This window comes from Humibacter albus DSM 18994 (assembly GCF_000421825.1).
Classification (GTDB): domain Bacteria; phylum Actinomycetota; class Actinomycetes; order Actinomycetales; family Microbacteriaceae; genus Humibacter; species Humibacter albus.
In genome coordinates this window covers 54,312-76,009 of the sequence record NZ_ATXT01000013.1, presented here as the reverse complement: position 1 = coordinate 76,009, position 21,698 = coordinate 54,312, and the positions used below count along the sequence as shown (strand labels likewise).

General features: G+C 69.7%; 14 protein-coding genes. 6 read left to right on the top strand and 8 right to left on the bottom strand.

What is annotated here, in order from left to right; translation table 11 throughout:
• Nucleotides 1–70: 70 nt before the first annotated feature.
• Nucleotides 71–1,546, bottom strand: coding sequence for a peptide MFS transporter (locus tag H623_RS0105085; protein WP_033371411.1), 1,476 nt, complete (start codon nucleotides 1,544–1,546; stop codon nucleotides 71–73).
• Between the two features lie 351 nt (nucleotides 1,547–1,897).
• Here H623_RS0105085 and H623_RS17890 point away from each other — a divergent pair, with 351 nt between their 5' ends.
• On the top strand, nucleotides 1,898–2,815 hold the full coding sequence (locus tag H623_RS17890) for a PDDEXK family nuclease (protein ID WP_051143086.1): 918 nt from the start codon (nucleotides 1,898–1,900) through the stop codon (nucleotides 2,813–2,815).
• Nucleotides 2,816–2,983: 168 nt separating this feature from the next.
• Here the strand turns inward: H623_RS17890 and H623_RS0105070 are convergent, their stop codons facing one another.
• Complete coding sequence (locus H623_RS0105070; RefSeq protein ID WP_022899865.1) at nucleotides 2,984–5,257, bottom strand: glycoside hydrolase family 3 C-terminal domain-containing protein; 2,274 nt, start codon at nucleotides 5,255–5,257, stop codon at nucleotides 2,984–2,986.
• A gap of 67 nt (nucleotides 5,258–5,324) precedes the next feature.
• Between H623_RS0105070 and H623_RS0105065 the strand changes: the two genes are divergently transcribed.
• Nucleotides 5,325–6,404 (top strand): DNA glycosylase AlkZ-like family protein, encoded by a 1,080-nt coding sequence (locus H623_RS0105065; protein WP_026939935.1) that lies wholly within the window; start codon nucleotides 5,325–5,327, stop codon nucleotides 6,402–6,404.
• Between the two features lie 44 nt (nucleotides 6,405–6,448).
• Here the strand turns inward: H623_RS0105065 and rocD are convergent, their stop codons facing one another.
• Nucleotides 6,449–7,735, bottom strand: a complete 1,287-nt coding sequence (gene rocD / locus H623_RS0105060) for an ornithine--oxo-acid transaminase (RefSeq protein ID WP_022899863.1) — start codon at nucleotides 7,733–7,735, stop codon at nucleotides 6,449–6,451.
• Nucleotides 7,708–8,571 carry a dimethylargininase gene (gene ddaH, locus H623_RS0105055; protein WP_026939933.1) on the bottom strand — a complete coding sequence of 288 codons (864 nt, stop codon included), beginning with the start codon at nucleotides 8,569–8,571 and terminating at the stop codon, nucleotides 7,708–7,710. The genes rocD and ddaH overlap by 28 nt, the downstream gene beginning before the upstream one ends.
• A gap of 176 nt (nucleotides 8,572–8,747) precedes the next feature.
• Here ddaH and H623_RS0105050 point away from each other — a divergent pair, with 176 nt between their 5' ends.
• From H623_RS0105050 to H623_RS0105040, 3 genes are all read left to right on the top strand, one after another.
• Nucleotides 8,748–9,185 (top strand): Lrp/AsnC family transcriptional regulator, encoded by a 438-nt coding sequence (locus tag H623_RS0105050; protein WP_022899861.1) that lies wholly within the window; start codon nucleotides 8,748–8,750, stop codon nucleotides 9,183–9,185.
• Nucleotides 9,186–9,266: 81 nt separating this feature from the next.
• Nucleotides 9,267–9,989 (top strand): response regulator transcription factor, encoded by a 723-nt coding sequence (locus H623_RS17885; RefSeq protein WP_022899860.1) that lies wholly within the window; start codon nucleotides 9,267–9,269, stop codon nucleotides 9,987–9,989.
• Nucleotides 9,986–11,497, top strand: coding sequence for a sensor histidine kinase (locus H623_RS0105040; RefSeq protein ID WP_022899859.1), 1,512 nt, complete (start codon nucleotides 9,986–9,988; stop codon nucleotides 11,495–11,497). Before H623_RS17885 ends, H623_RS0105040 begins: the two co-directional genes overlap by 4 nt.
• 155 nt (nucleotides 11,498–11,652) lie before the next feature.
• Here H623_RS0105040 and H623_RS0105035 read toward each other — a convergent pair whose 3' ends face one another.
• The 4 genes from H623_RS0105035 to H623_RS20885 form a co-directional block, all read right to left on the bottom strand.
• Complete coding sequence (locus H623_RS0105035) at nucleotides 11,653–12,246, bottom strand: C40 family peptidase (protein ID WP_022899858.1); 594 nt, start codon at nucleotides 12,244–12,246, stop codon at nucleotides 11,653–11,655.
• A 1,224-nt stretch (nucleotides 12,247–13,470) separates the two neighbouring features.
• The gene (locus H623_RS21370; RefSeq protein WP_022899857.1) at nucleotides 13,471–14,229 is read right to left on the bottom strand and encodes a C40 family peptidase; all 759 of its coding nucleotides are present in this window, start codon (nucleotides 14,227–14,229) and stop codon (nucleotides 13,471–13,473) included.
• A 596-nt stretch (nucleotides 14,230–14,825) separates the two neighbouring features.
• Nucleotides 14,826–18,686, bottom strand: coding sequence for a proline dehydrogenase family protein (locus H623_RS0105025; protein WP_022899856.1), 3,861 nt, complete (start codon nucleotides 18,684–18,686; stop codon nucleotides 14,826–14,828).
• A gap of 162 nt (nucleotides 18,687–18,848) precedes the next feature.
• A complete protein-coding gene (locus H623_RS20885) occupies nucleotides 18,849–20,180 on the bottom strand; it encodes an MFS transporter (protein ID WP_051143085.1) in 1,332 nt (443 codons plus the stop codon).
• Between the two features lie 238 nt (nucleotides 20,181–20,418).
• Here H623_RS20885 and H623_RS0105015 point away from each other — a divergent pair, with 238 nt between their 5' ends.
• Entirely contained in the window at nucleotides 20,419–21,366 is a 948-nt protein-coding gene (locus H623_RS0105015; protein ID WP_022899854.1) for a GlxA family transcriptional regulator, read from the top strand.
• The last annotated feature ends 332 nt before the right edge of the window (nucleotides 21,367–21,698 follow it).

Sequence of the window (21,698 nt, the reverse complement as noted above, 5' to 3'; positions counted from 1 at the left end):
GCGGCGATCAGTACGCGCTGCGAACGTTGTCGGCGAGCGAGGGCATGCCGGTGGGCGTCGACGGCGCCGCCTAACGCACTCCGCGCATGATCCGCCGCAGCCACGGAGTCATCGCCCCGAGCACGATGCCGATCGCGATGGCGATCGCTCCCAGCACACCGAAATAGACGCCCTCCGTCTTCGTCGAGTAGAGCTCGGCGAGCTGCCCGCTCAACGCGGTGCCGAGGGCGACCGAGAGGAAGAACAGCGCCACCATCTGCGCGTGGAACCGTGCCGGCGCCAGCTTGGTCGACACCGAGAGTCCCACGGGTGACAGCAGCAGTTCCGCGATGGTGAAGACGAAAAGGATGCCCACCATCGCCAGCAGGGGAGTGCTGTTCGCGCCCCCGCCGGCGAACGGCAGGAACAACAGGAACGCGACGCCCATCACGGCCGTGCCGAGCGCGAACTTCATCGGGGTGGACGGCTGCCGCTCGCCCATCTTCGTCCAGATGGCAGCGAACACACCGCTCAGGATGATGATGAAGATCGGGTTGATCGACTGCACCCACGAGATCGGGAACTCCCAGCCGAACAGGTCGCGATCGAGGCGCTCGTCCGAATAGATCGTCACCACGGTGAACTGCTGCTGATAGAGGGACCAGAACGCCGCGCTCGCGATGAACAACGGGATGAACGCGAAGACTCGGCTGCGCTCGACATCCGTCAGCCTGCTGCTCAGGATGACCGCGAAGTACGCGACGGCCGCAGCGATGGTCACGATGATGACGACCAGGGACAGGTTGGTCGCGCTGATGACGCCGACCAGCACGAGCGCCACGATCACGACGACGCCAGCGCAGGCGATCCCGACCCAGAGCCCGTAGCGCGAACGCGGCAGCGGGTTCGGCACGATGCCGGCTTCCTTCGGCAGCCGCTTGCGGCCGAACGAGTACTGCACCAGGCCGATGGCCATGCCGAGTGCGGCGAGCCCGAATCCGTAGTGGAAGCCGATCGTCGACTGCAGCAGTCCGGTCAGGAGCGGACCGAAGAACGCGCCGAGGTTGATGCCCAGATAGAAGACGGAGAAACCGGCATCCCGTCGCGGGTCGTCGTCGGAATAGAGCGTGCCGACGACCGTCGTGGCGTTGGCCTTCAGCCCGCCCGAGCCCACCGCGATGAGGATGAGCCCCACTCCGAGGCCCGCGTAGCCGGGCAGGATCGCCAGCGACAGGTGACCGCACATGATGACGATCGCGCTGTAGAACAGCACGCGTTCCGAGCCCGCGAGACGATCGGCGACCCACGCGCCCAGGATGGTGGAGAGGTAGACGGCACCGCCGTACGCGCCCACGATCCCGGATGCCATGGGTTTCGGCATCGCGAGACCGCCGTCGGCCACCGAGAAATAGAGATAGAGCAGCAGGATGCCCTGCATGCCGTAGAAGGAGAACCGCTCCCACATCTCCACCCCGAAGATGTTGGCGAGCGACCTGGGCTGCCCCAGGAAGGTCTTCTCGTGCTTGTCACGCGTCGTGTCGGTCGGCGCCCCCGCGTCCGCACTCATGCCCACAGGCTAAACCCGTCCGCGACGGATGCCGCAGGCACCATCGCCCCCTGTTCGCCTCACTTCACCCGCTTCGCGTCGAGCCACCCCTTTGTCGTCGAACCCGCGTCCGGCTCGCTTCGGTCAGCCGCCACTTCCAGGTCGCCCCCCGGCCAAGGTCGAGATGCCGTTTCGCGGTCAAAAATCGCGAATTGTGGGACGGTATCGTGCATTCTTTGACTTTCAGCCGATCGACAGCCGATCGATCACCCGAAGGCGTCGATGGCTCACGGCGTCGAAGCGCAGGCGCCCGAGAGGCCGGCCTGTGGAGAGGCCGAGCGGGATGGCATCCCGAGACGCCACACTCTTCGCATGCCGCGACGCACCCGAATTCCGCCCACCCTGCGCGGGACGTCGTTCCATGTCTCGGAACGTGACTTCCACGAACTCTCGCCGGGCGAGCTGCGCTCTTCCGCCCTGGATGCGCCGTACCACGGGGTGCGCAGCGTCGGCCTCCGCTTTGACGATGCCTTCGACCGAGTGCGGATGTATGCACCCCGCTTGCGCAGTGATCAACTGTTCTGCGGCCCGACAGCCGCGCAGTTGCTGGGCATCCCGCTCCCGCTCGAGCTCGAGCGCTCGACGGTGATCCACGTCGCGACGGTGGGCGGAACCCGCCCGCGCACACGGGGAGTCATCGGGCACGTGATGCGAAGCGCGACGCCGTATGCGGTCGGCGAGGTGCTCGTCACCTCACCGGCGGAAACGTGGTGCCAGATCGCGGCGGTGCTCTCTCGAGAAGATCTGGTCGCGGCCGGCGACTATCTCATCTCTGGCCGGAGACTTCCGGGCAACAGGAGAACACCCCCGCTCAACACACGACAGGAGCTCGCGGTTGCGGGCGAACGATTTGGTCGTCAACCGGGGGCCGTGGCGATCCGGTGGGCGCTTCTCCGGATCCGCACCGGCGTCGATTCTCCGCGCGAATCGCAGTTGCGCCTGGTGATCTTGGCCGCGAGGCTGCCCGAGCCCGTCATCGGGTATGCCGTGACGGTGGCAGGCGGCTTGTCGTTGCATCCCGATCTCAGCTACCCGAAAGCCAAGATCGCTATCGAATACGAGGGCGACGGGCATCGCCAGAGTAAACGTCGATGGCGGTCGGATCTTCGTCGCATCACACTGCTCGAAGACGCAGGCTGGCGGGTGATCCGCGTGACGGACGACGACTTGCGCGACCCGACGGTGTTCATCGGGGTGCTTCACCGGGCTCTCCGCGAACGTCTGACCTGAGCCGCCGCCGATGGAGCCGTCAGGTCGGCCGAGTCGCCCGGATCACGAGCGGCACTCCGGTCGAAGTGCCGTTTCGAAGTCAAATAATGCAGAGGCGCGTCATTCATTTCGCACTTTTTGACTTCGAACCGGGACGGCGGTTTTGGGGGCCGACGACCGGCCGGCGGTCTAGCCCGCCGCGTTCGCCTGCGCGATCAAGCCGTCGACCATGTCGTCGGTGAGCCCGATGCCCGGGAAGCGGCCGATTCTGCGCAGCGGCATCGAGCCCATCATCGCGATCATCTCCTCGCTCTCGAACAGGGCCGCGGCCTCCGGGTTGTCGGCGGCCGCCTGCTGCACCAGCCCGGCGATCACTTGCTTGCCGGCCGGATGCCTCAGCCACTCCGCCAGCGACGACTGGCGGTCGAGCGGCGCCACGGCCTCGTGCACCCGCAACTCCACGCTGCCCGTCTCGCGGATGTCCCGCGAGCTCGCCCCGACCAGGATCTCCACCGGCCCGCTCTCCACGTGCCACCGCTTCAGCGTCGGGTGGAAGTAGGCGAAGTCGCGATAGGCGAGCGTGAGGTCGACCTCCTGGCTCTCCCCCGGCTCGAGCGTGACAACACGAAAGCCGCGCAGCTCCTTCGCGGGCCGGCGCACGTGCTCGCTCGGCGCGGCCACGTACACCTGCACCACCTCACGCCCGGTCACCGAGCCGGTGTTCGTGACGGTGACGGACACGTGGACGGCGAGGTCGGCATCCTCCGAATCCACGCTCATCGACAGGCCCGAGTACTCGAACGTCGTGTACGACAGGCCGTGCCCGAACGGGTAGTCGACCGGCAGCTCGCGCGCGTCGTACCAGCGGTAGCCGACGAACACGCCATCGCCGTACTCGAGGCGGCCGCCGCGTGCCGGGTAGTCGAGGAACGCGGAGTTGTCCTCGAGCTTCACCGGGATCGTCTCGGCGAGCCGGCCCGACGGGTTCGTGACGCCGAACAGGATGTCCGCGATCGCCGCACCGCCCGCCTGGCCGAGCAACCAGCCTTCGAGAATGGCGCGGGCGCCGCCCTCCCAGTCCGAGATGCGCACTGCCGAGCCGTTCGACAGCACCACCACGACGTTCGGGTTCGCCTGTGCGACCTGCGCCAGCAGTGCGACCTGGTTCGCCGGCAAATCGATGCGCTCGCGGTCGTATCCCTCCGACTCGGCCGCCGACGGGAGCCCGAGGAACACGACGACGACCTCCGCGTCGGATGCCACGGCCACCGCCTCGTGCGCCAGCTCGGCAGCATCTGCGCTCCCGTCGAGCGTGAAGCCCCGGGCGAACGTGACTCCCGCCGCCATGGACCGGATGCCGGTGAGCGCGTCGTCGAGTCGGGTCGGCTCGATCTGCGAGCTGCCCGCGCCCTGGTACCGGGGGTTCCGCGCGAACTCGCCGATCACCGCGATGCGCGACCCGGCGTTCAGCGGCAGGATGTCGTCCTCGTTCTTCAGCAGCACCGCCGCTCGCGACGCGGCCTCCTTCGCGAGCTCGTGGTGGGCATTGACCATGTCGTCGGGCACCTTGAGCGCGTGCGAGCCGTCGGCGACGAGGTGGGCGTGATCGAAGACGAGCCTCAGCACGTTGCGGACCGCGGCATCCAGAGCCGTCTCGTCCAGGGACCCGGAGCGCACCGCGGCGACGATCGCCTCCGGGCCTGCCTGCGACTCGGGCATCTCGAGGTCGAGGCCCGCGGCGACTCCGGCATCCCGGTCGTTCACCGCACCCCAGTCGGAGACGACGACGCCGTCGAAGCCCCACTCGTCGCGCAGCACCTCGGTGAGCAGCCAGTGGTCTTCGGTGGCGTACACGCCGTTGATCTTGTTGTAGGCGGCCATGACCGTGGCGGGTGAGGCATCCTTCACCGCGCGTTCGAAGCCGGCGAGGTAGATCTCGCGGAGCGTGCGCTCGTCCAGCTCGGCGCTCACCCGGAAGCGATCGGTCTCCTGGCTGTTGGCGGCGTAGTGCTTGAGCGACGTTCCAACACCCTGCGACTGGATGCCGCGGATCAGCGCCGCACCGAGCGAGCCGGCGATCAGCGGGTCCTCGGAGAAGTACTCGAAGTTGCGGCCGCACAGCGGGGAGCGCTTGATGTTGATGCCCGGACCGAGCAGCACCTGCACGTCGAGCGCGTTGGACTCCTCGCCGAGCGCCTCGCCGACGCGGGTGACGAGGTCGGCGTCCCACGTGGATGCCAGCCCGACCGCGGGCGGGAAGCAGGTGGCCGGGTAGCTGCCGCCGATGCCGTTCTCCTGCTCTGGCGGCTGCCGCCGCACACCGTGCGGCCCGTCGGCGAGCGTGATGGCCGGGATGCCCAGCCGCTCGATCGCACGCGTGTGCCAGAATCCGTCGCCCGTGACGAGCGCGGCCTTCTCTTCGAGTGTCAGTTGCGAAACCAGAGCGTCGACGTCGTTGGCCATGCGCCCATTGTTGCCCTCATCCCTGAACAAGCGCAGCCTGTCAGTGCTCGCGACTAGCCTCGGTCACGTGGTTCACGCCCTCACCCGCGACGAGGCGCGGCGCATCGCGGTGCGCGCCCAGCTGCTCGACGCCGAGCGGCCGAGCGATGTCGTCGAGGTGGCGGAGCAGCTGCTGGCCATCAAGATCGACCCGACCGCGGTGATCGCCCCGTGCCAGCACACCACGTTGTGGTCCCGCATCGGCTGGTCGTACGAGCCGGGCCAGCTGACGAAGGCCGTCGAGCTCGACCGGGCCATGTTCGAGCTCGACGGCACTTTTCGCCCGATGAGCATGCTTCCCCTCCTGATGCCCTCGATGCGCACGTGGCCGAAGCGCGCGAGCAGCAGGCAGTGGCTGGAGGCGAACACGAAGTTCCGCGCGGATGTCCTCGCCCGCCTCCGCGCGGAAGGCCCGCTGCTCGCCGCGCAGATCCCGGACACCGCCGAGGTCGCGCGCAACAACGACGGCGGCTGGTACGGACCCAATCAGGTTCCGCACATGCTCGACTTCCTCGCGCATCAGGGGGAGGTCGCGATCGTCGGGCGGGCGGGCCGCCACCGCATCTGGGATCTCGCCGAGCGGGTCTACCCGCAGGACGTTCCGGAATATACGGAAGACGAGGCATCCGTCATGCTCGCCGAGCGCCGGCTGCAGGCGGCCGGAATCGCGAAGCAGAAGTCGCCCTGGACGCCCGTCGGCCAGGCCGGCGAGCCGGCGAGTGTCGAAGGGTCGAGCTGGAAGTTCCGCGTCGACCCGCAGGCGATCGCGGCGCTCGACGACGAGAGCGACGGACGGGTCGCCATCCTGAATCCGTACGACGGCGCGCTCTTCGATCGGCCGCGGTTGCGCGAGATCTTCGACTTCGAGTACGTGCTCGAGCAGTTCAAGCCGAAGGCGCAGCGCAAGTACGGGTTCTTCGCGCACCCGATCCTGATCGGCGACATGTTCATGGGGCTGCTGGATGCCGCGGTCGACAGGGAGAACGCCGTGCTGCGGGTGAACGCCGTACACCAGCTCATCCCGTTCGAGCCCGAAGAGGACGAGATGGTGCGGGCCGAGATCGCCGACCTCGCCGAGTGGTTGGGCGTGCGCCTCGTGGATTTCTGAGCTGACACTGTGCTCACTGAGCGAGGGCAGGGGCGCAGGGCGCGTTACTCGGCGAGCGCGGCCGCGAGCTCGGTGACCGCCCAGTCGAGGTCGGCGGGCTCCACCACGAGCGGCGGTGCGAAGCGGATCGTCACGCCGTGCGTGTCCTTCACCAGGATGCCGCGGCGCATCAGCCGCTCGGAGAGCTCCCGTCCCGTACCGATCGCGGGGTCGACGTCGACGCCCGCCCACAGTCCGGCACCGCGCACGGCGGTGACGCCCCGTCCGATCAGCCGTTCGAGCGCGCCGCGCAGGCGCTCGCCCAGCTCGCGAGCGCGACGCTGCGGGTCGCCGGTGGCGAGCATCCGGATCACTTCGAGCCCGACGGCGCAGGCCAGCGGATTGCCGCCGAAGGTGGAGCCGTGCTCGCCCGGGCGGATCACCTCGAGGATGTCGCGGTCCGCGACCACAGCCGAGACGGGCATGATGCCGCCGCCGAGCGCCTTGCCGAGCAGGTACACATCGGGCACCACACCCCACAGCGAGCAGGCGAACGTCTCGCCGACGCGGCCCAGCCCGGACTGCACCTCGTCGGCGACGAGCAGCACGTCGTTCTCGGTGCAGAGCTGGCGCACCTCCGGCAGGAAGTCGTCCGGCGGCACGATCACGCCGGCCTCGCCCTGGATCGGCTCGACGAGCACGGCCACAGTGTTCTCGTCGATGGCCTCCGCCACGGCCGCGGCGTCGCCGTAGGCAACCGAACGGAAGCCCGGCGTGAACGGACCGAAGCCGTCGCGCGCATCCGGGTCGTCGCTGAACCCCACGATGGTGGTCGTGCGGCCGTGGAAGTTGCCGTGGAAGACGACGATGTTCGCCTCGTCGGGCGCCACGCCCTTCACTCGGTAACCCCATGCGCGTGCGACCTTGATGCCGGTTTCCACCGCCTCGGCGCCCGTGTTCATGGGCAGCACCATCTCCTTGCCGCACAACTCCGCCAGTTCGGTGACGAACGGCCCGAGCAGATCGTGGTGGAACGCCCGGCTGGTCAGCGTGATGCGATCCAGCTGCGCCTTCGCGGCCGCCACGAGTCGCGGGTTCGAATGGCCGAAGTTCACCGCAGAGTACGCGGCGAGGCAGTCCAGGTAGCGCGCGCCGTCGACGTCCGTCACCCAGGCGCCCTCGCCCGAGGCGATCACGACCGGCAGCGGTGCGTAGTTATGCGCAGCGTGCTCGTCTTCGAGTCGTAGCAGTCCCGGGGCGTTGGGCTCGCCCGCGGATGCCTCGGCCGGCACCCCGGCGGCGGTCCCGTCGAGTGCGCCCGATGTCAGCGGCGAAGTTCCAGAGTGCAGCATTTCACGCCGCCTCCTCCCAGGAGAAGTTCGGACAGGTCGACGCCGATCGGGTTGTAGCCGCGCTCGCGCAGCTGCTTCTCGAACCCGACAGCGCGCTTGGCGATGACGATGTTGTAACCGTCTGAGATGGAATTGAGCCCCAGGATGCCCGCATCCTCTTCGCTCACGATGATCGCGTCGGGGTAGAGCCGCTCGAGCGTGCGGCGGCTCTTCTCGTCGAACGCGGCGGGCACGTACGCGATGTTCGCGTGCTCGTCGTCCTTCAGCGGGTCGAGCACGGCCAGCGCGGTGTCGAGGTGGTAAAAGCGCGGGTCGACCAGTGTGAGGCTCACGACCTCGCGGTCGAAGACGCGACGCAGCTCGTCGTGGCTCTCGATGCTGCTGCGAAAACCGGTGCCGGCCAGAATGCGTGAGCCGACCAGCAGGATGTCGCCCTCGCCCTCGTTCACGCGCTCCGGCTCTACGACGCGGAAGTCGTGCTCGGCGAACCAGCGCATGAACGCCGGCCCCTCCGGTGCGCGCTGCGGGTAGGTGAAGAGTGCGCCGTACGCGACGCCGTCGATAGCGAAGCCCCCGTTCGCGGTATAGACCATGTCGGGGAGGCCGGCGATAGGGTCGATCAGGTGCACGTCGTGGCCGAGCCCCACGAAGGTCTCGTACAACGTGTTCCACTGCCGCACCGCGAGGTTTGTATCCGTCGGATCCTGCGGGTGCATCCACGGGTTGATCCGGTACGACACCGTGAAGTGTTCGGGCCGGCACATCAGATAGGTGCGGTGAGACGGCGCACGGTGAGGCGCGGCATCCGCCTGCACCGAAGCATCCGTCGCGCTCATCGCTGCGGAATCGGATGCCCGTTCCGCCGTTGCCGAGCGAAGGCGTGCGTCAGTGGAGTCGATAGCCGTCATGCTTTCCAGTCTCGCATCGGGATCTTGCGTGGTGTCTGCCACAGACCGCATGATTCGTGCGCAAATGGTCGCACTCACGCAATGTTTCCACCTAGAATGACCGCGTGGACAACCTGGATCGCAGCATCATCGACCTCCTGCGTGAGAACTCCCGCGCCTCCTACGGTGACATCGGCTCGCGTGTCGGACTGTCCGCCTCGGCGGTGAAGCGTCGCATCGACCGGCTCGTCGCCGACGGCGTGATCCGCTCGTTCACGGTGAACGTCGATCCGACGATCGACGGCATGAGCACCGAGGCGTACGTCGAGCTGTTCTGCCGGGGCACCGTCGCGCCGAGCGAGTTGCAGCGCATCCTTTCCGCCGTGCCCGAGGTGGCCGAGGCGTGCACCGTCTCGGGAAGCGCCGACGCGATGCTCCGCATTCGCTCCCGCGACATCCCGAGCCTCGAGGCCGCCCTCGAACGCGTGCGCGTCGCGCCCAGCGTCGACCACACGCGCAGCGCGATCGTGCTGTCGTGGCTCGTGCACCGGGATGCGGATTGACCGTGCCGTACGACCGCCTGCCTGAACGGATCCATAGGAGACGCTCTCGACCTGCTCAGCGGATTCTGTGACGATGGGGCCGTGGACGAAGTGACCGCACACCTTCTGGTGGTGGAGGACGACCCCGACATGGCCCGGCTGCTGCGACGCGGCCTGATCGCCGAGGGGTACGACGTGATCGCCGTGGACAACGGCGTGGATGCCCTGATCACCCTGCGCGACAACACCATCGACGCACTCGCGGTCGACGTGATGCTGCCGGGAATGAGCGGATTCGAGCTGTGCCGGCGGGTGCGCGAGTCCGGACGCACCATGCCGATCCTGCTGCTCACCGCGCGCGACGCGGTCGAGGACCGGGTCTTCGGGCTCGATTCCGGTGCCGACGACTACCTGACGAAGCCGTTCGCGTTCGCGGAGCTCGCCGCGCGGCTGCGCGCGCTGCTTCGACGCGATGCCTCGGCCAAGCCGACCCTGCGCGTCGGCAACCTCACGATCGACTCGCTCGAGCACAAGGCGAGCGTGAACGGCAAGCAGGTGGCGTTCAGCCCGCGCGAGTTCTCGCTCGTGCGCCTGCTGGCGACGCACGCCGGCGACATGGTGACGCGCAACGACATCCTCGACGAGATCTGGGGAGGCCACGAGCACATCGACCAGAACGTGCTCGACCAGTACGTCTCATACGTGCGGCGCAAGCTGGACGCGTCGACCACGGGCATCCGCATCGCCACCGTGCGCGGCCTGGGGTATCGGCTCGAGACGCTCGATGCGCCTGAGCACACCCTGTCGGCCGAACCGGGCCGGTGAACTGGCTGCGCTCCATCTCCGGCCGCCTCTCCATCACGGCCCGCATCACGGTGGGCAGTTTCGTGGTCGCCGTTCTGATCGGCGTGATCGCGGTGATCGGCATCCGGCTCGGCGTGAGCGCCATCCTCGATGACGCGACGGTGACGCTTCTGCGGCACGACGCGGAACCGTTCGAGCAGCAGCTGCGCAATCATCCGACCGACATCGACGCCGCGCCCGGCGAGGGCCAGTACGTGGCGATAGTCTCCCCCTCCGGCGACGTGCGCATGTCGAGCCTGCCGAAATCGTTGCGTCCCGACGGCCGCGTGGATTTCACGGGCGTCGAGGCGATCACGGAGGTCACCTCCGACGGCCGGCGCTACATCGTGCGCGCCTCGCCCGTGGCGACCTCGGCGGGCACGTTCCACGTCGTGAGTGCTCGCAACGAAGACGCCAACGCGCTCGTGCTCACCCGGCTCAGCGTGGCGCTGATCATCGGGGCCGCCGTGCTCGTGGCCTGCTTCACGCTGGCGTCGTTCATCCTGGCTCGCACGGCGCTGCGGCCGGTGAACGTGATGCGCCGGCAGGCCGACGAGCTCGCCCGGCGCCAGTCGCGCGCCGAGGCGAACTCGATGCGACGCGGCGATCCGCCCGGTGCTCGGGCGTCGGGCAGGGCCTCCGCTGCGATGGGTTACGGCGTGGCGGGTTCCGACGTCGGTCCGGCCGGTGAGCTGCTCGAGGTGCCGCCCGTGCGCGACGAGCTGGCCGCGCTGGCCGTGACGTTGAACGGTCTGATCGACGCGCTGCGGGCATCCGCCGACCGCGAGAAGCAGCTGGTGTCGGATGCCAGCCACGAGTTGCGCACGCCGCTGGCCGTGCTGCGAGGCGAGCTCGAGCTCGCGGAGCTGGATGCCGGCGACGCCGGCGCTCTGCTCGCGGACGTGCGGCAGGCCCAGCAGACGGTGCTGCGACTGTCGACGCTGGCCACGAATCTTCTGGAGCTCTCCCGCATCGATGCGCACGGCCACCGCGGATCCGCGACGTGGGCCGAGCTCGAGGGCGAGATCGCGGCGGCGATCGACCGCATGCGGCAGGCGTCGGCGATGCGCGGCATCCAGTGCGTGATCGACTTCGACGTCGCGGCCGACGTGCCCGCCGCCGACACCATCGCGCTCTCCGCGCAGGAGTTCGGCCGGGTGGTCGACAACCTCATCTCGAACTCGATCACGGCGATCGGCGTCGCCAAGGGCGCCGGAACGATAACGGCGCGGCTGGATCGCTCCGGCGACACCGTGAGGCTCACCATCGTCGACGACGGACCGGGTATGCCGGCGGACTTCGTGCCGATCGCGCTGGACCGCTTCACGCGCGTCGACGCCGCACGCAACACGACGACCGGCAGCGGGCTGGGCCTGGCGATCGTAGCGGCGCTGGTGGATGCCTCGCGCGGCGACATCCGCTTCTCGCCGAGCCCCACGGGCGGACTGACGGTCGTGGTGGAGTGGCCGGTCGGGTCGGCGACGGCGTAGCTCAGGCGCCGCGCTCGACCGCCGACTCGGTTGCACGGCTCAGTGTTTGCCTCGGTCGCGTGCCTCGGTGGCACGGTTGAGTCGCGTGCCTCAGTGGCACGGTTGAGTCGCGTGCCTCGGTGGCGCGGCTGAGTCGCGTGCCTCAGTCGCTCGGCTCAGTCGTTGAGAATCCGACCGAAGTGATAGCCGATGCCAGACCAGGTATCGAGTGACACGATGCGCACGGGGATGCCGTAGTCCGGAGCCTCGATGATCATGCCCGCGCCGAGGTAGAGCGCGACGTGCTCGTCGTCGTTGAAGAACACGAGGTCGCCGGGCTGGGCGTCGGCTTCGCCGATAGGGGTGGCGACCGCGTCTTGCGACGGCACGTAGTGCACGAGTGACACCCCCGCGGTCGCGTACGCGACCATGGTGAGGCCCGAGCAATCGATGCCGGAGTGGGATGCACCGCCGAGCTCATACGGGTCGCCCAGGTAGGTCAGCGCCTTCTCGACGATCCGCTCGCGAGCACCCCCGTTCTTGAAGGCCGCCGCGAGTGCCAGCGCGACGTTGGCGCCGTCCGGACCGGACTCCGCGGCGACGATGCCCGCGAGCGCGCCCGCGGCGTAGTTCTCGGTCTGCACGCTGTTGCCGGCGACCGAGGAAGAAACCGTGAGCTTCTGCGCGAGGATCTTCGAGTTGCTGGCGATCGTGTCCTTGAGCTGCTGCGGAGTGAGCGGCTCGGCGGCGTTCGCCGGCGCGGCGAACATGAGTCCGGGGATGAGGGCAACGGCGGCGCTCCCCGCGATGAGCGCCGGACGGCGAGACTTCGGCGCCCGGTGTGTGCGGGGGTGAGCGGATGCGCGGGGCTCGGCCGGCTGCTCTGCGCGCCGACTGAAGGCGGTGGCGCCGTCGGCCCGTCCGACGCTCGGCCGGACAGGCTCAGCATTCTGTGGAGCGGGCGCAACGCTCGGCGGCGTGGGCGCTCCACTCGGAGCCTGCACAGCGCTCGGGGCCCGCGGAGCAGCCGGCTGAGGTGTCGATGCCGACTCGGGCGAGAGCCTCGACCCCGTCCGAAGCGCGGCGTCGGGCGAAAGCGCAGCGTCGGGCGAAGGCCCAGCGGTCGACGGGCGCTCTGCCGTGAATGCTTCGCCGCGGGTGTGCGCCGCCTCGCGCAACGCGCGCCGAGACGGATACGGCCCCGAAGCCGAAGCCGAAGCCGGGGCCGAGGCATCGCGGTGCGGCTGCGCTTCACCGGAGGTGCGTTCTCGTTCGCGTTCGCGGGCGGCGCGGCGCGAGAGTGGTGCGGGCGCAGGCCCGGAGGTCGGAATTGCCGGCGGGGCCGCGGGCGCCGGCAGGGCCGCGGCCGCAGGCAGGACCGGGGTAGCACTGTCCACCACAGGAGCTGGCGCGCGAGTGCTCGCGGGGGCCGCGGGGCCCGGGGCGGCGGCACGCTGAGACGAGACGGGCGCGGCGGCACGCCGAGACGAGGCGGGCTGAGGCGCGGCGGACTCGGGAGAGGGTGTGGGGGCATCCTCGGAGAAGAGACTCGCGAAAGCGTCGAGGGCTTCATCGCCGGAGGAGTCGGGCACGCGATCGGCGTTCGACGCCGTGCCGCGGACCGATGCCGCGACCGCTGCTCTCCGACCCATGTGCTCCCAGCCTGACTACTCCGCACACGGGGTACGGGCAATGGACTACCGTGTCCCCCAAAATGCGGACGGCTGAGCCGACCGAGTTCCACGATAACGGAATGATCACTTTCCGCAACTGAGAGCGCTCGGAGGTTCGTGGTTTATGTCTCCACGGACGCCGAATCGCCGCCGAGCCTGCTGCTTCGCACCGACCTCGCAATTGACGCGAATTACGCATTCGCGACGAGCTCGTGGGCCAAAACCCATCGCCCGCTGTACAACGGGGACTGCACGCGTGCGCGCCGGCGGTTGCGCCGCCAACGTTGCACGCCACAGCGGATAGAGGCCGCGTCGACCGCCTCAGACGATGCGGGTGAAGTGGTAGCCCTCGCCCGACCAATCCGTCAGGGGGTCGAGCTCGACATCGCGACCTTCGGTCGGCGCATGCAGCACCATGCCATTGCCCATGTAGAGGCCGATGTGCTCTTCGCTGTCGAACACGACCAGGTCGCCCGGCTGGGCGGCGGACGCGGAGATCTGCGTGCCGACGGCATCCTGGGCGGGAACGTAATGCGCGAGGCTGATGCCCGCGGCCGCGTAGGCCACCATCGTGAGCCCTGAGCAGTCGATGCCGCTGTGCGAAGCACCGCCCAGAACGTAGGGCGTGCCGAGATAGGTCAGCGCCGTGGAAACGATCGCCGCGCGTGCGTTCGGGTTGTCGCTGGGGACGAGCAGGCTCGCCATCGCCGCTGTGACGCCGTACTTCTGCTGCAGGATGGCTCGCACGTCCACGGTCGCGAACGTGTCCGCGGTGACGGCGGGCGTCGCGACGTTCGCCGAGACATCCAGGTTCTGGACGTCACCGTGAGAGGCGGCGGCCAGGATCGCGGTGTGCAGAGCCGCGCGCTGCGCTTGCACCGTGGACTCGGTGCCGGACACGTGCTTGCTCGACGACACGTTCGTTGTCGCCGCCCGATGGGGCTCTGCGTGCGCCGCGTAGGACGGAAGAGCGGTCGTCAGGCTCGCGATGAGTCCGAACGAGGTGCCGGCGATGGCCAGCGTCAGGTGATGGCCCGTGCGGCGACGGCGTTGGGCGGCGAGGGCGTGACCACCGTGCACGCGCGGGATCCCCGGGGTCCGGGGTTCGGTGGCTCGGGGTTCGGTGGCTCGGGCTTCGGTGGTTCGGGCTTCGGGGTTCGGGGACTTGTCGTACGTCGAGAAGGGTAAGCGCATGAGTAATGACCTGCTGGGACAGTCCGCACGTACGTACGACCGCCCACGAACGTTCGGGGGCAAAAGAAAAGCCGGTCTCAGCCGGCCGCCGTCCACCGTAGGTCAATCGCCGCGAATGCTTGCCAGCGGTCGTTCAGGTTCTCCACTCCCGATCAGGCGCTATTTCGGGCACCCCTGAACACCCTCGAGAACAGGAGGCTGCCTCAGCCGGCCGCTCGCAGGCATCCGCGTTCTGCCGCATGCTGACGCGGATCTCGGTCGATCGAGCCCGTCTGGGATGCCCGCCACTAGTTGGTCAGTTGACCCACTCTTGCGCCCGTTGTGTGCGTACGTATCGACCGGGGTCGCCACCGACCCATTGCCAGGGAACGGTCAGCCGCTCTTGCGGCACGTGCCAGTTTCGCAGCGATTCCTGAGTGCCCGTTCCAACCGAGTGAGTGCCGTCGCGGAGCCGAGCACGGGCCGGGAAGAGGCGACGGCGCTCAGATCACGTCGTCGGTGAGGCGGGTGGGGCTGCCGAAGCGGTGATTCGTGATCGAGATCGCCTGCTCGCGCACGAACGGGAGCAGCTCGACCCGGCCCGAGGCGGTCACAGGACCCGAGTACACGGCCACGTCGATGCGATCGCCGAGCGCCCGGGCGAGCGACACGGGGTCGCCGCCGATGAGGCGGATGCGGTCGGACGCCTCGCCATCCGGATCCACTGCGGCACCGGAGGTCGCCACGCGCTGCAACCAGCCGGCATCCGACTCGACGACGTCGTCCGCGGCCACCTCGGCGAGCGCCTCGCGCAGCGGTCGCGGAAGCTGGGTAGGCGTGCTCACGTCGAAACGTCCGCGCACCAGTGCTGCGGCGGCGAGCACGCGAAGGAGCGCCGGAAGCCCAGCGCCCTCGGCGAGCCGGATGCTCACCTTCGTCGGTCGATACCGGAACAGGTTGCGCTCCACGCCGAGATTCGCATCGTCGTGCACCACCCCGAACTCGCTCGCCCACGCGATCGCGTCGCTGAGCGCGGAACGGCGCACCAGGTCGAACTCCTCATAGCTCATCGACGGCTGGCCCGACTCGATCAGCCGCGAGACGCGGGAGTCCAGACCACGCAGGTGGAGGCTCTTGCTGGACGCACCGGCATCCGGAGCCCACGACCCGAGCCCGAACAGGTAGTTCGGCCCGCCCGCCTTGTGTCCGGCGCCCACCGACGACCGTTTCCACCCGCCGAACGGCTGCCGCTGCACGATCGCGCCCGTGATGCCGCGGTTCACGTACAGGTTGCCCGCCTCGACGCTCGCCAGCCAGTACTCGATCTCGTCGGAATCCAGCGAATGGATGCCCGCCGTCAGCCCGTAGTCCACTCCGTTCTGCCACTCCACCGCCTGCTCGAGCGTGCGCGCGTGCATGACACCGAGCACAGGCCCGAAGAACTCCGTCTGGTGGAAGTACGAGCCCGGCTGCACGCCGGAGCGGATGCCCGGGGACCAGAGCCGCCCGGAATCGTCCAGCCTGCGCGGGGCCACCAGCCACTCCTCGCCGGGAGCGAGCTCGGTGAGCGCGGAGAGGAGCTTGCCCTCCGCCGGCTCGACGAGCGGTCCCATCCAGCTCACCGGCTGCTCGGGCCAGCCGACGTAGATGCTCTCCGCGGCGTCGGCGAGCTGGTCGAGGAACCGGCGCGACGTGCCCATCGACCCCACCAGGATGACCAGGCTCGCCGCGGAGCACTTCTGCCCGACGTTGCCGAACGCGCTCTTCACGATGTCGGCGACGGCGAGGTCGACGTCGGCACTCGGTGTGACGATGATGGCGTTCTTGCCGCTCGTCTCCGCGAGCAACGGCAGGTCGGGCCGCCAGCTCGTGAACAGCTTCGCCGTGTCGTACGCGCCGGTGAGAATCACACGATCGACGCGCGGATCCGCGATGAGCGCCTGCCCGAGCGGCCCCTCCTCCACGTCGGCCAGCGCCATCAGATCGCGCGGGATCCCCGCCTCCCAGAGGCACTCCGCGAGCACGGCCGCGCAGCGCCTGGCCTGCGGCGCCGGCTTCAGCACCACACCGCTGCCCGCGGCGAGCGGACCGAGCACGCTGCCCGCGGGAATCGAGACGGGGAAGTTCCACGGCGGCGCCGCCACGGTGAGCTTCGACGGCACGAACGTGGCGCCCTGCACGGTGTCCAGCTCGCGGGCGCGCGCCGCGTAGTAGTGCGCGAAGTCGACCGCCTCGCTGACCTCCGGATCGGCCTCCGCGATCGTCTTCCCGGTCTCGGACGCCATCACCTCGATCAGCCGGTCACGGTTGGCGGAGAGCGCCAAGCCGACCCGATCGAGAGCCGCGGCGCGCGCACTCCCGGGAATGGAGCCCCAGTGCGTTCCGGTGGCCTGCACGGTCGTCAGGAGCTGGTCGAGCATCCGTTCGTCGTCGACGCGCGCAGCGGCGATCGTCTCTTCGCCGAGCGTGGATGACGGCACGGATGCCAGAATGCGGCGCCCCCAGACCCGGTTCGGCGGAAGCGACGGGTCGGTGTCGGACTCGTTGCGGAACGTCTCGTCGGTGGCGCCCTCCCCCGCGGCCCCCGAGCGACCGAAGCGAGTCGAAGGGTCGACGACCGCGGCCGCCTCCCACTCGCCATCGGCTCGCTCAGGGAGCAGGGTGCCGGCATCGCCTCGCTCAGGGAGAAGGGTGTCGCCCTCGGAAAAGGGCGCCACCTCGGGATCGAGCACGACTCCCGTCGTGGGAAAGAGCGCGTTGTGCCGATGGCCGCGCTCGAGTCCTAGCACGACCGAGGTCAGGCCCTCCTGCTCGGCCTCGGCCGCCGGGTCGACCGGCGCCGGCCGCGGATGGAACAGCGTCGTCGGATCGGTCTCGACCCACTCGCGGGCACGGTCCTGTCTTCGGTTCGGGAGCGGCGCGAGGCCGCGGGGACCGGCATCCGCCTCGAATTCGGCGACCGAAGCGAGGAATCGCGCCTTCTCGCGTTCGAACAGGTCGGGCTGCTCCGCGAGCTCGAACGCGGCGGAGAGGAAGTCCTCGTCGGCGGCGTTCTCCTGTAGCCGGCGCATGAGGTAGGAGATGGCCACGTCGAACTGCTTGGGATGCACGACGGGCGCGTACAACAGGAGCCCGCCCACGGTCTGGGCGACGGCATCCGCTTGCTGTGCCGCCATGCCCAGCAGCATTTCGAAGTCGATGCGGTCGTCCACGCCACGGCTGCGCGCAAGCAGCCACGCGTGCGCGACGTCGAACAGGTTGTGCCCGGCGACGCCGATCTTCACGGCGTGCGTGTGCTCCACCGTGAGCGCCCAGTCGAGCACCCGCTTGTAGTTGGCGTCGGTGTGCACTTTGCCGTCGTAGGTGGCGAGCGGCCAGCCGTGCACCGCGGCATCCACGCGCTCCATCGGCAGGTTGGCGCCTTTGACGATGCGCACCTTGATGGGAGCGCCGCCGGCGGCCCTGCGGTTCTGGGCCCACTCTGTGAGGTCTTGGAGGGCATCCAGCGCGTCGGGCAGGTAGGCCTGCAGCACGATGCCGGCCTCGAGGCCGAGCAGCCGCTTGTCGCTCAGCAGGCGCTTGAACACCGCGATCGTCAGGTCGAGGTCGTGGTACTCCTCCATGTCGAGGTTGATGAACTTCGGTGTCGGCGACGACGCCGCATACAGGTAGAGCGGGAGCAGCCGCTGCACGACCCGCGCGACGGACTCGTCGAACGCCCACATCGACAGCTGGCTAGCCACGCTCGAGACCTTGATCGACACGTAGTCGACGTCGTCGCGCTCCAGCAGCTCGCGGGTGCCGGCGAGGCGGGCGTCCGCCTCGTTCTCGCCGAGCACGGCCTCACCGAGCAGATTGAGGTTGAGCCTGATGCGACCGCCGGATGCCCCGCCCGGCACCGCGATCCCGTCGCGAAGGTGCGCGATCGCGCCGCCCAGCCGCGCCGGGGACGCGTCGATGATGAGGTGGCCGACCATGGAACGCAGCACGCGGCGCGCGATCGGGATGACGATCCACGGGATCGCCGGGCCGATCAGCCCCCCGACCGAGATCGCGACGCGCTCGTACCAGGGCAGGAAGCGCGGAATCGAGCGCGCCAGCTCGTGCAGGCTCTTCGCCGCCACGTACACGTCTTGCGGGCGCGCGACGCCGTCGACGAATCCCACCGCGAAGTCGAGCCCCTTCGGATCGCGGAGCAGACCGGCCAGCCGCTCGGCCGCAGGATCGCGTTTGGATGCCTCGGGGATGGCATCCCGCGACGCCGACGCCTGCAACCACGCGCGCACGAGCTGGATCGCCTGCTGCGCGAGGTCGTCGTCGGGGGTTCGGGGGCTGCCGCTGCGGATGCCGTCGTCCTGCGCCATGCAGTCGAGACTATTCTCATCGCGCCGCGCCAAGGCACTGCCCGAGCCGCGTGCGGCGCAATGAAGCGAGCGCTGCCGACGCCGATCACGCAGGATCTTGTCGCGCGGCCGGCCGTGTGCGGCGACGCACGCCCTCATGCCGCCGCCCGGCGGCGCACGCCCTCATGCCGCAGCCCGGCGGACGGCGGCGATGCCGATCGATACCGCGACGGACAGCACGATCAGGGCGAGCCCGAGCATGCGCCAGCCGGGCACCGTGGCGAGGATGCCCGCACTCAGCGAGCCGACGACCTGGAACCCGTTCGTGATCACCTCGGCGATCGGCTGCACCCGGCCGCGCTCGGAGGGCCGGTACGCGTCGGTGATCAGGGCGCTCCCGCCGCTGTAGGCGAGGTTCCATCCGACGCCGACGGCGCACATCGCGGTGAGGAACGCCCACTGCGCCGTGCTGCAGGCTGCCGCGGCGCCCGCCAGGACGATGAGCATCGCGCCGGCGATGGTGACCGTGCGCTCTCCCAGCCGTCCGATCACGCGTGCGATCACGAAGCCCGGCGCGAACATGCCGATCATGTGCAGCTGCACGGCGAACGCGGCATCCGCTTCGCTGTGTCCCATCGCCATACCCGCGATCGGCCCGGCTGTCATCATCGACGTCATCGAGACAGCGGCGAAGGAGGTGGCGGCGACACCGGCGATGAGCACCGGCTGGCGCCAGAGCGTGCGGCGCGTTCGAGGCGAAGTCGCCGGGATGCCTGCGGGGATGCCTGCGGGGACGTTGCGCCTCGACCCTTCGACTCGCTGCGCGCGCTCCGGGAGCTCGAAGGCGGCATCACCTCGTCGGGACACATCGACTCGCTGGACTCGCCCACCGAGCTCGGACTCGGGGTTACGTGCGGCCTGACGGCCCAGTTCCCGCGGGAGCGCCGCGTTCCACGCGACCGCCAGCCCACCGAACAGCGCCACCAGCAGGTAGCTCGCCACGTAGACGACCGGGAGAAGGCCACCGACCCAGGTCGCGAGGAACGGGCCGAGCACCGCCGCGATGAGCCCGCCGGCGAGCACCGTGGTGACGGCACGGGCGCGCTGGCTGCCCGAGGCATCCGCCGCCGCGTAGCGGTAGTAGCCGGCGCCGGCGGAGTAGACGCCGACGAGCGCCGTGCCGACGCAGAACATCCAGAACACGTCGAGTTGCACCGCGAGCGCCGAGACGAGCCCGGCGACGACCGCCGCGCAGGCCGAGGCCGTGAACACGCTGCGGTAGCCGAACCGGCCGATCAGACGCGAGAGCAGAAAGGTCGACGCGACCGACGCGATCGGGATCAGGCTGAACGGCAGCGTCGCGAGAGCGGTGGACGGGGCCAGGCGCGCGCCGACGATGCCGGTGAGCGTGAGGTCGACCGAGCCGCCGAAGATGTAGAGCGCCTGTGCGGGGGCGAGGCGACGGGCGACACGCAGGTGCGGTGCGGCATCCGCTCGGGGCGTGGTGAGGGTCATGGTGCCACTCTGTTCGCCCCGAACCCTGCGCACGAGTGGCATGAATGCCCATCTGCGATAGATTTCTGCCATGATGTCTTGCGACGCGGGCGCCGGTGCGGCGCAGTCCCCGTTCATAACTCAGGCCGCGAGGGCCGCGTCGGGCTCGTCTGCGCCGACAAGTCACGGGGCTGCGAGTCGCTCCGATCGGGACTGCCTGAATCGGGAACGGAAAGGGCGGCGCACTGGCCCGAGTACGGTGCCGACCGAGCACCGCCACCGGGTCGCGGTGCTCGCGCTCGCGAGGGCGCTGCCCATGGAGATCGGGATGCCGTTCCAGATCTTCGACCGTCACGACCTGCCCTACGAGGTGGTGCTCTGCGGCCGTCGGCCCGGCCCGATCGACACGACGGCCGGGTGGTCCGTGAACGCGACGCGCGGGCTCGACGCCGTCGTGGCGGCCGACACCGTGATCGTGCCGGCGTTCCGCGACGCCACGGCCGGCATCCCGCGCGACGTGGCCGAGGCGCTCCGTGAGGCGCACCGGCGCGGGGCACGCATGGTCTCGATCTGCACCGGCGCCTTCGCCCTGGCCGAAGCCGGGCTGCTCGACGGGCGCCGCGCCACGACGCACTGGCAGTACACGGACGCCCTGGCCGAGCAGCACCCGCTCGTCACCGTCGACCCGGACGTGCTGTTCGTGGACGAGGGGGAGGTGATCACGTCGGCGGGCGTGGCCAGCGGCATCGACGTGTGTCTGCACATCCTGCGGGTCGACCACGGATCGGCCGTCGCGAACGCGGTAGCCAGGGACATCGTGGCGGCGCCGCACCGCGACGGCGGGCAGGCGCAGTACATCGAGCGGCCGGCGACGCCCGAGCCACGTTCAGCCGGGCTGGCCGCGACGCGCGCGTGGGCGCTCAGCCGGCTGGACCGCCCGCTTGCCGTGGGCGACCTCGCGAGGCACGCGAAGGCATCCGCCCGCACGTTCGCGCGCACCTTCGTCGCGGAGACGGGTACGACACCACTCAAGTGGCTGAACGCGGCGCGGATCGATCGCGCGCGGGAGCTGCTGGAGACGACCGACCTCGGCGTCGACCGGGTCGCCGAGCTGTGCGGGCTCGGCACCGCGGCGAATCTGCGCACGCACTTCCGCCGGGCGACCGGCGTGAGCCCGAGCGACTACCGCCGAACGTTCGCCGCCTGAGGAGGCAACCCGTTCGCCGCCTGAGGAGGCGACCCGTTCGACACTATTTCAGGACATATCGGATCAGATCCATATATAGGACGTCTGGCCTCACCCGTCCTGAAATAGTGGCGGGGCGTGGTGCGGCGGACGGACGTGGGTGAGCGCCGGCTGGGCGGGCGGACGCCAGTTGAGCGGGCGCGCGCCAGCTGGGCGGACGGGCGCCAGCTGGCCAGCTGGGCGGGCGGACGCCAGCTGGGCGGGCGGACGCCAGTTGAGCGGGCGGACGCCAGCTGAGCGGGCGAGCGCCAGCTGAGCGGACGGACGGGCGTGGGCGAGCGCCGGCGGACCGG

Excerpts from the sequence above, each read along its gene's own strand:
- H623_RS0105085 (WP_033371411.1), bottom strand. The coding sequence starts at position 1,546 with ATGAGTGCGGACGCGGGGGCGCCGACCGACACGACGCGTGACAAGCAC.
- H623_RS17890 (WP_051143086.1), top strand. The coding sequence starts at position 1,898 with ATGCCGCGACGCACCCGAATTCCGCCCACCCTGCGCGGGACGTCGTTC.
- H623_RS0105070 (WP_022899865.1), bottom strand. The coding sequence starts at position 5,257 with ATGGCCAACGACGTCGACGCTCTGGTTTCGCAACTGACACTCGAAGAG.
- rocD (WP_022899863.1), bottom strand. The coding sequence starts at position 7,735 with ATGCTGCACTCTGGAACTTCGCCGCTGACATCGGGCGCACTCGACGGG.
- ddaH (WP_026939933.1), bottom strand. The coding sequence starts at position 8,571 with ATGAGCGCGACGGATGCTTCGGTGCAGGCGGATGCCGCGCCTCACCGT.
- H623_RS0105035 (WP_022899858.1), bottom strand. The coding sequence starts at position 12,246 with ATGTTCGCCGCGCCGGCGAACGCCGCCGAGCCGCTCACTCCGCAGCAG.
- H623_RS0105025 (WP_022899856.1), bottom strand. The coding sequence starts at position 18,686 with ATGGCGCAGGACGACGGCATCCGCAGCGGCAGCCCCCGAACCCCCGAC.
- H623_RS20885 (WP_051143085.1), bottom strand. The coding sequence starts at position 20,180 with ATGACCCTCACCACGCCCCGAGCGGATGCCGCACCGCACCTGCGTGTC.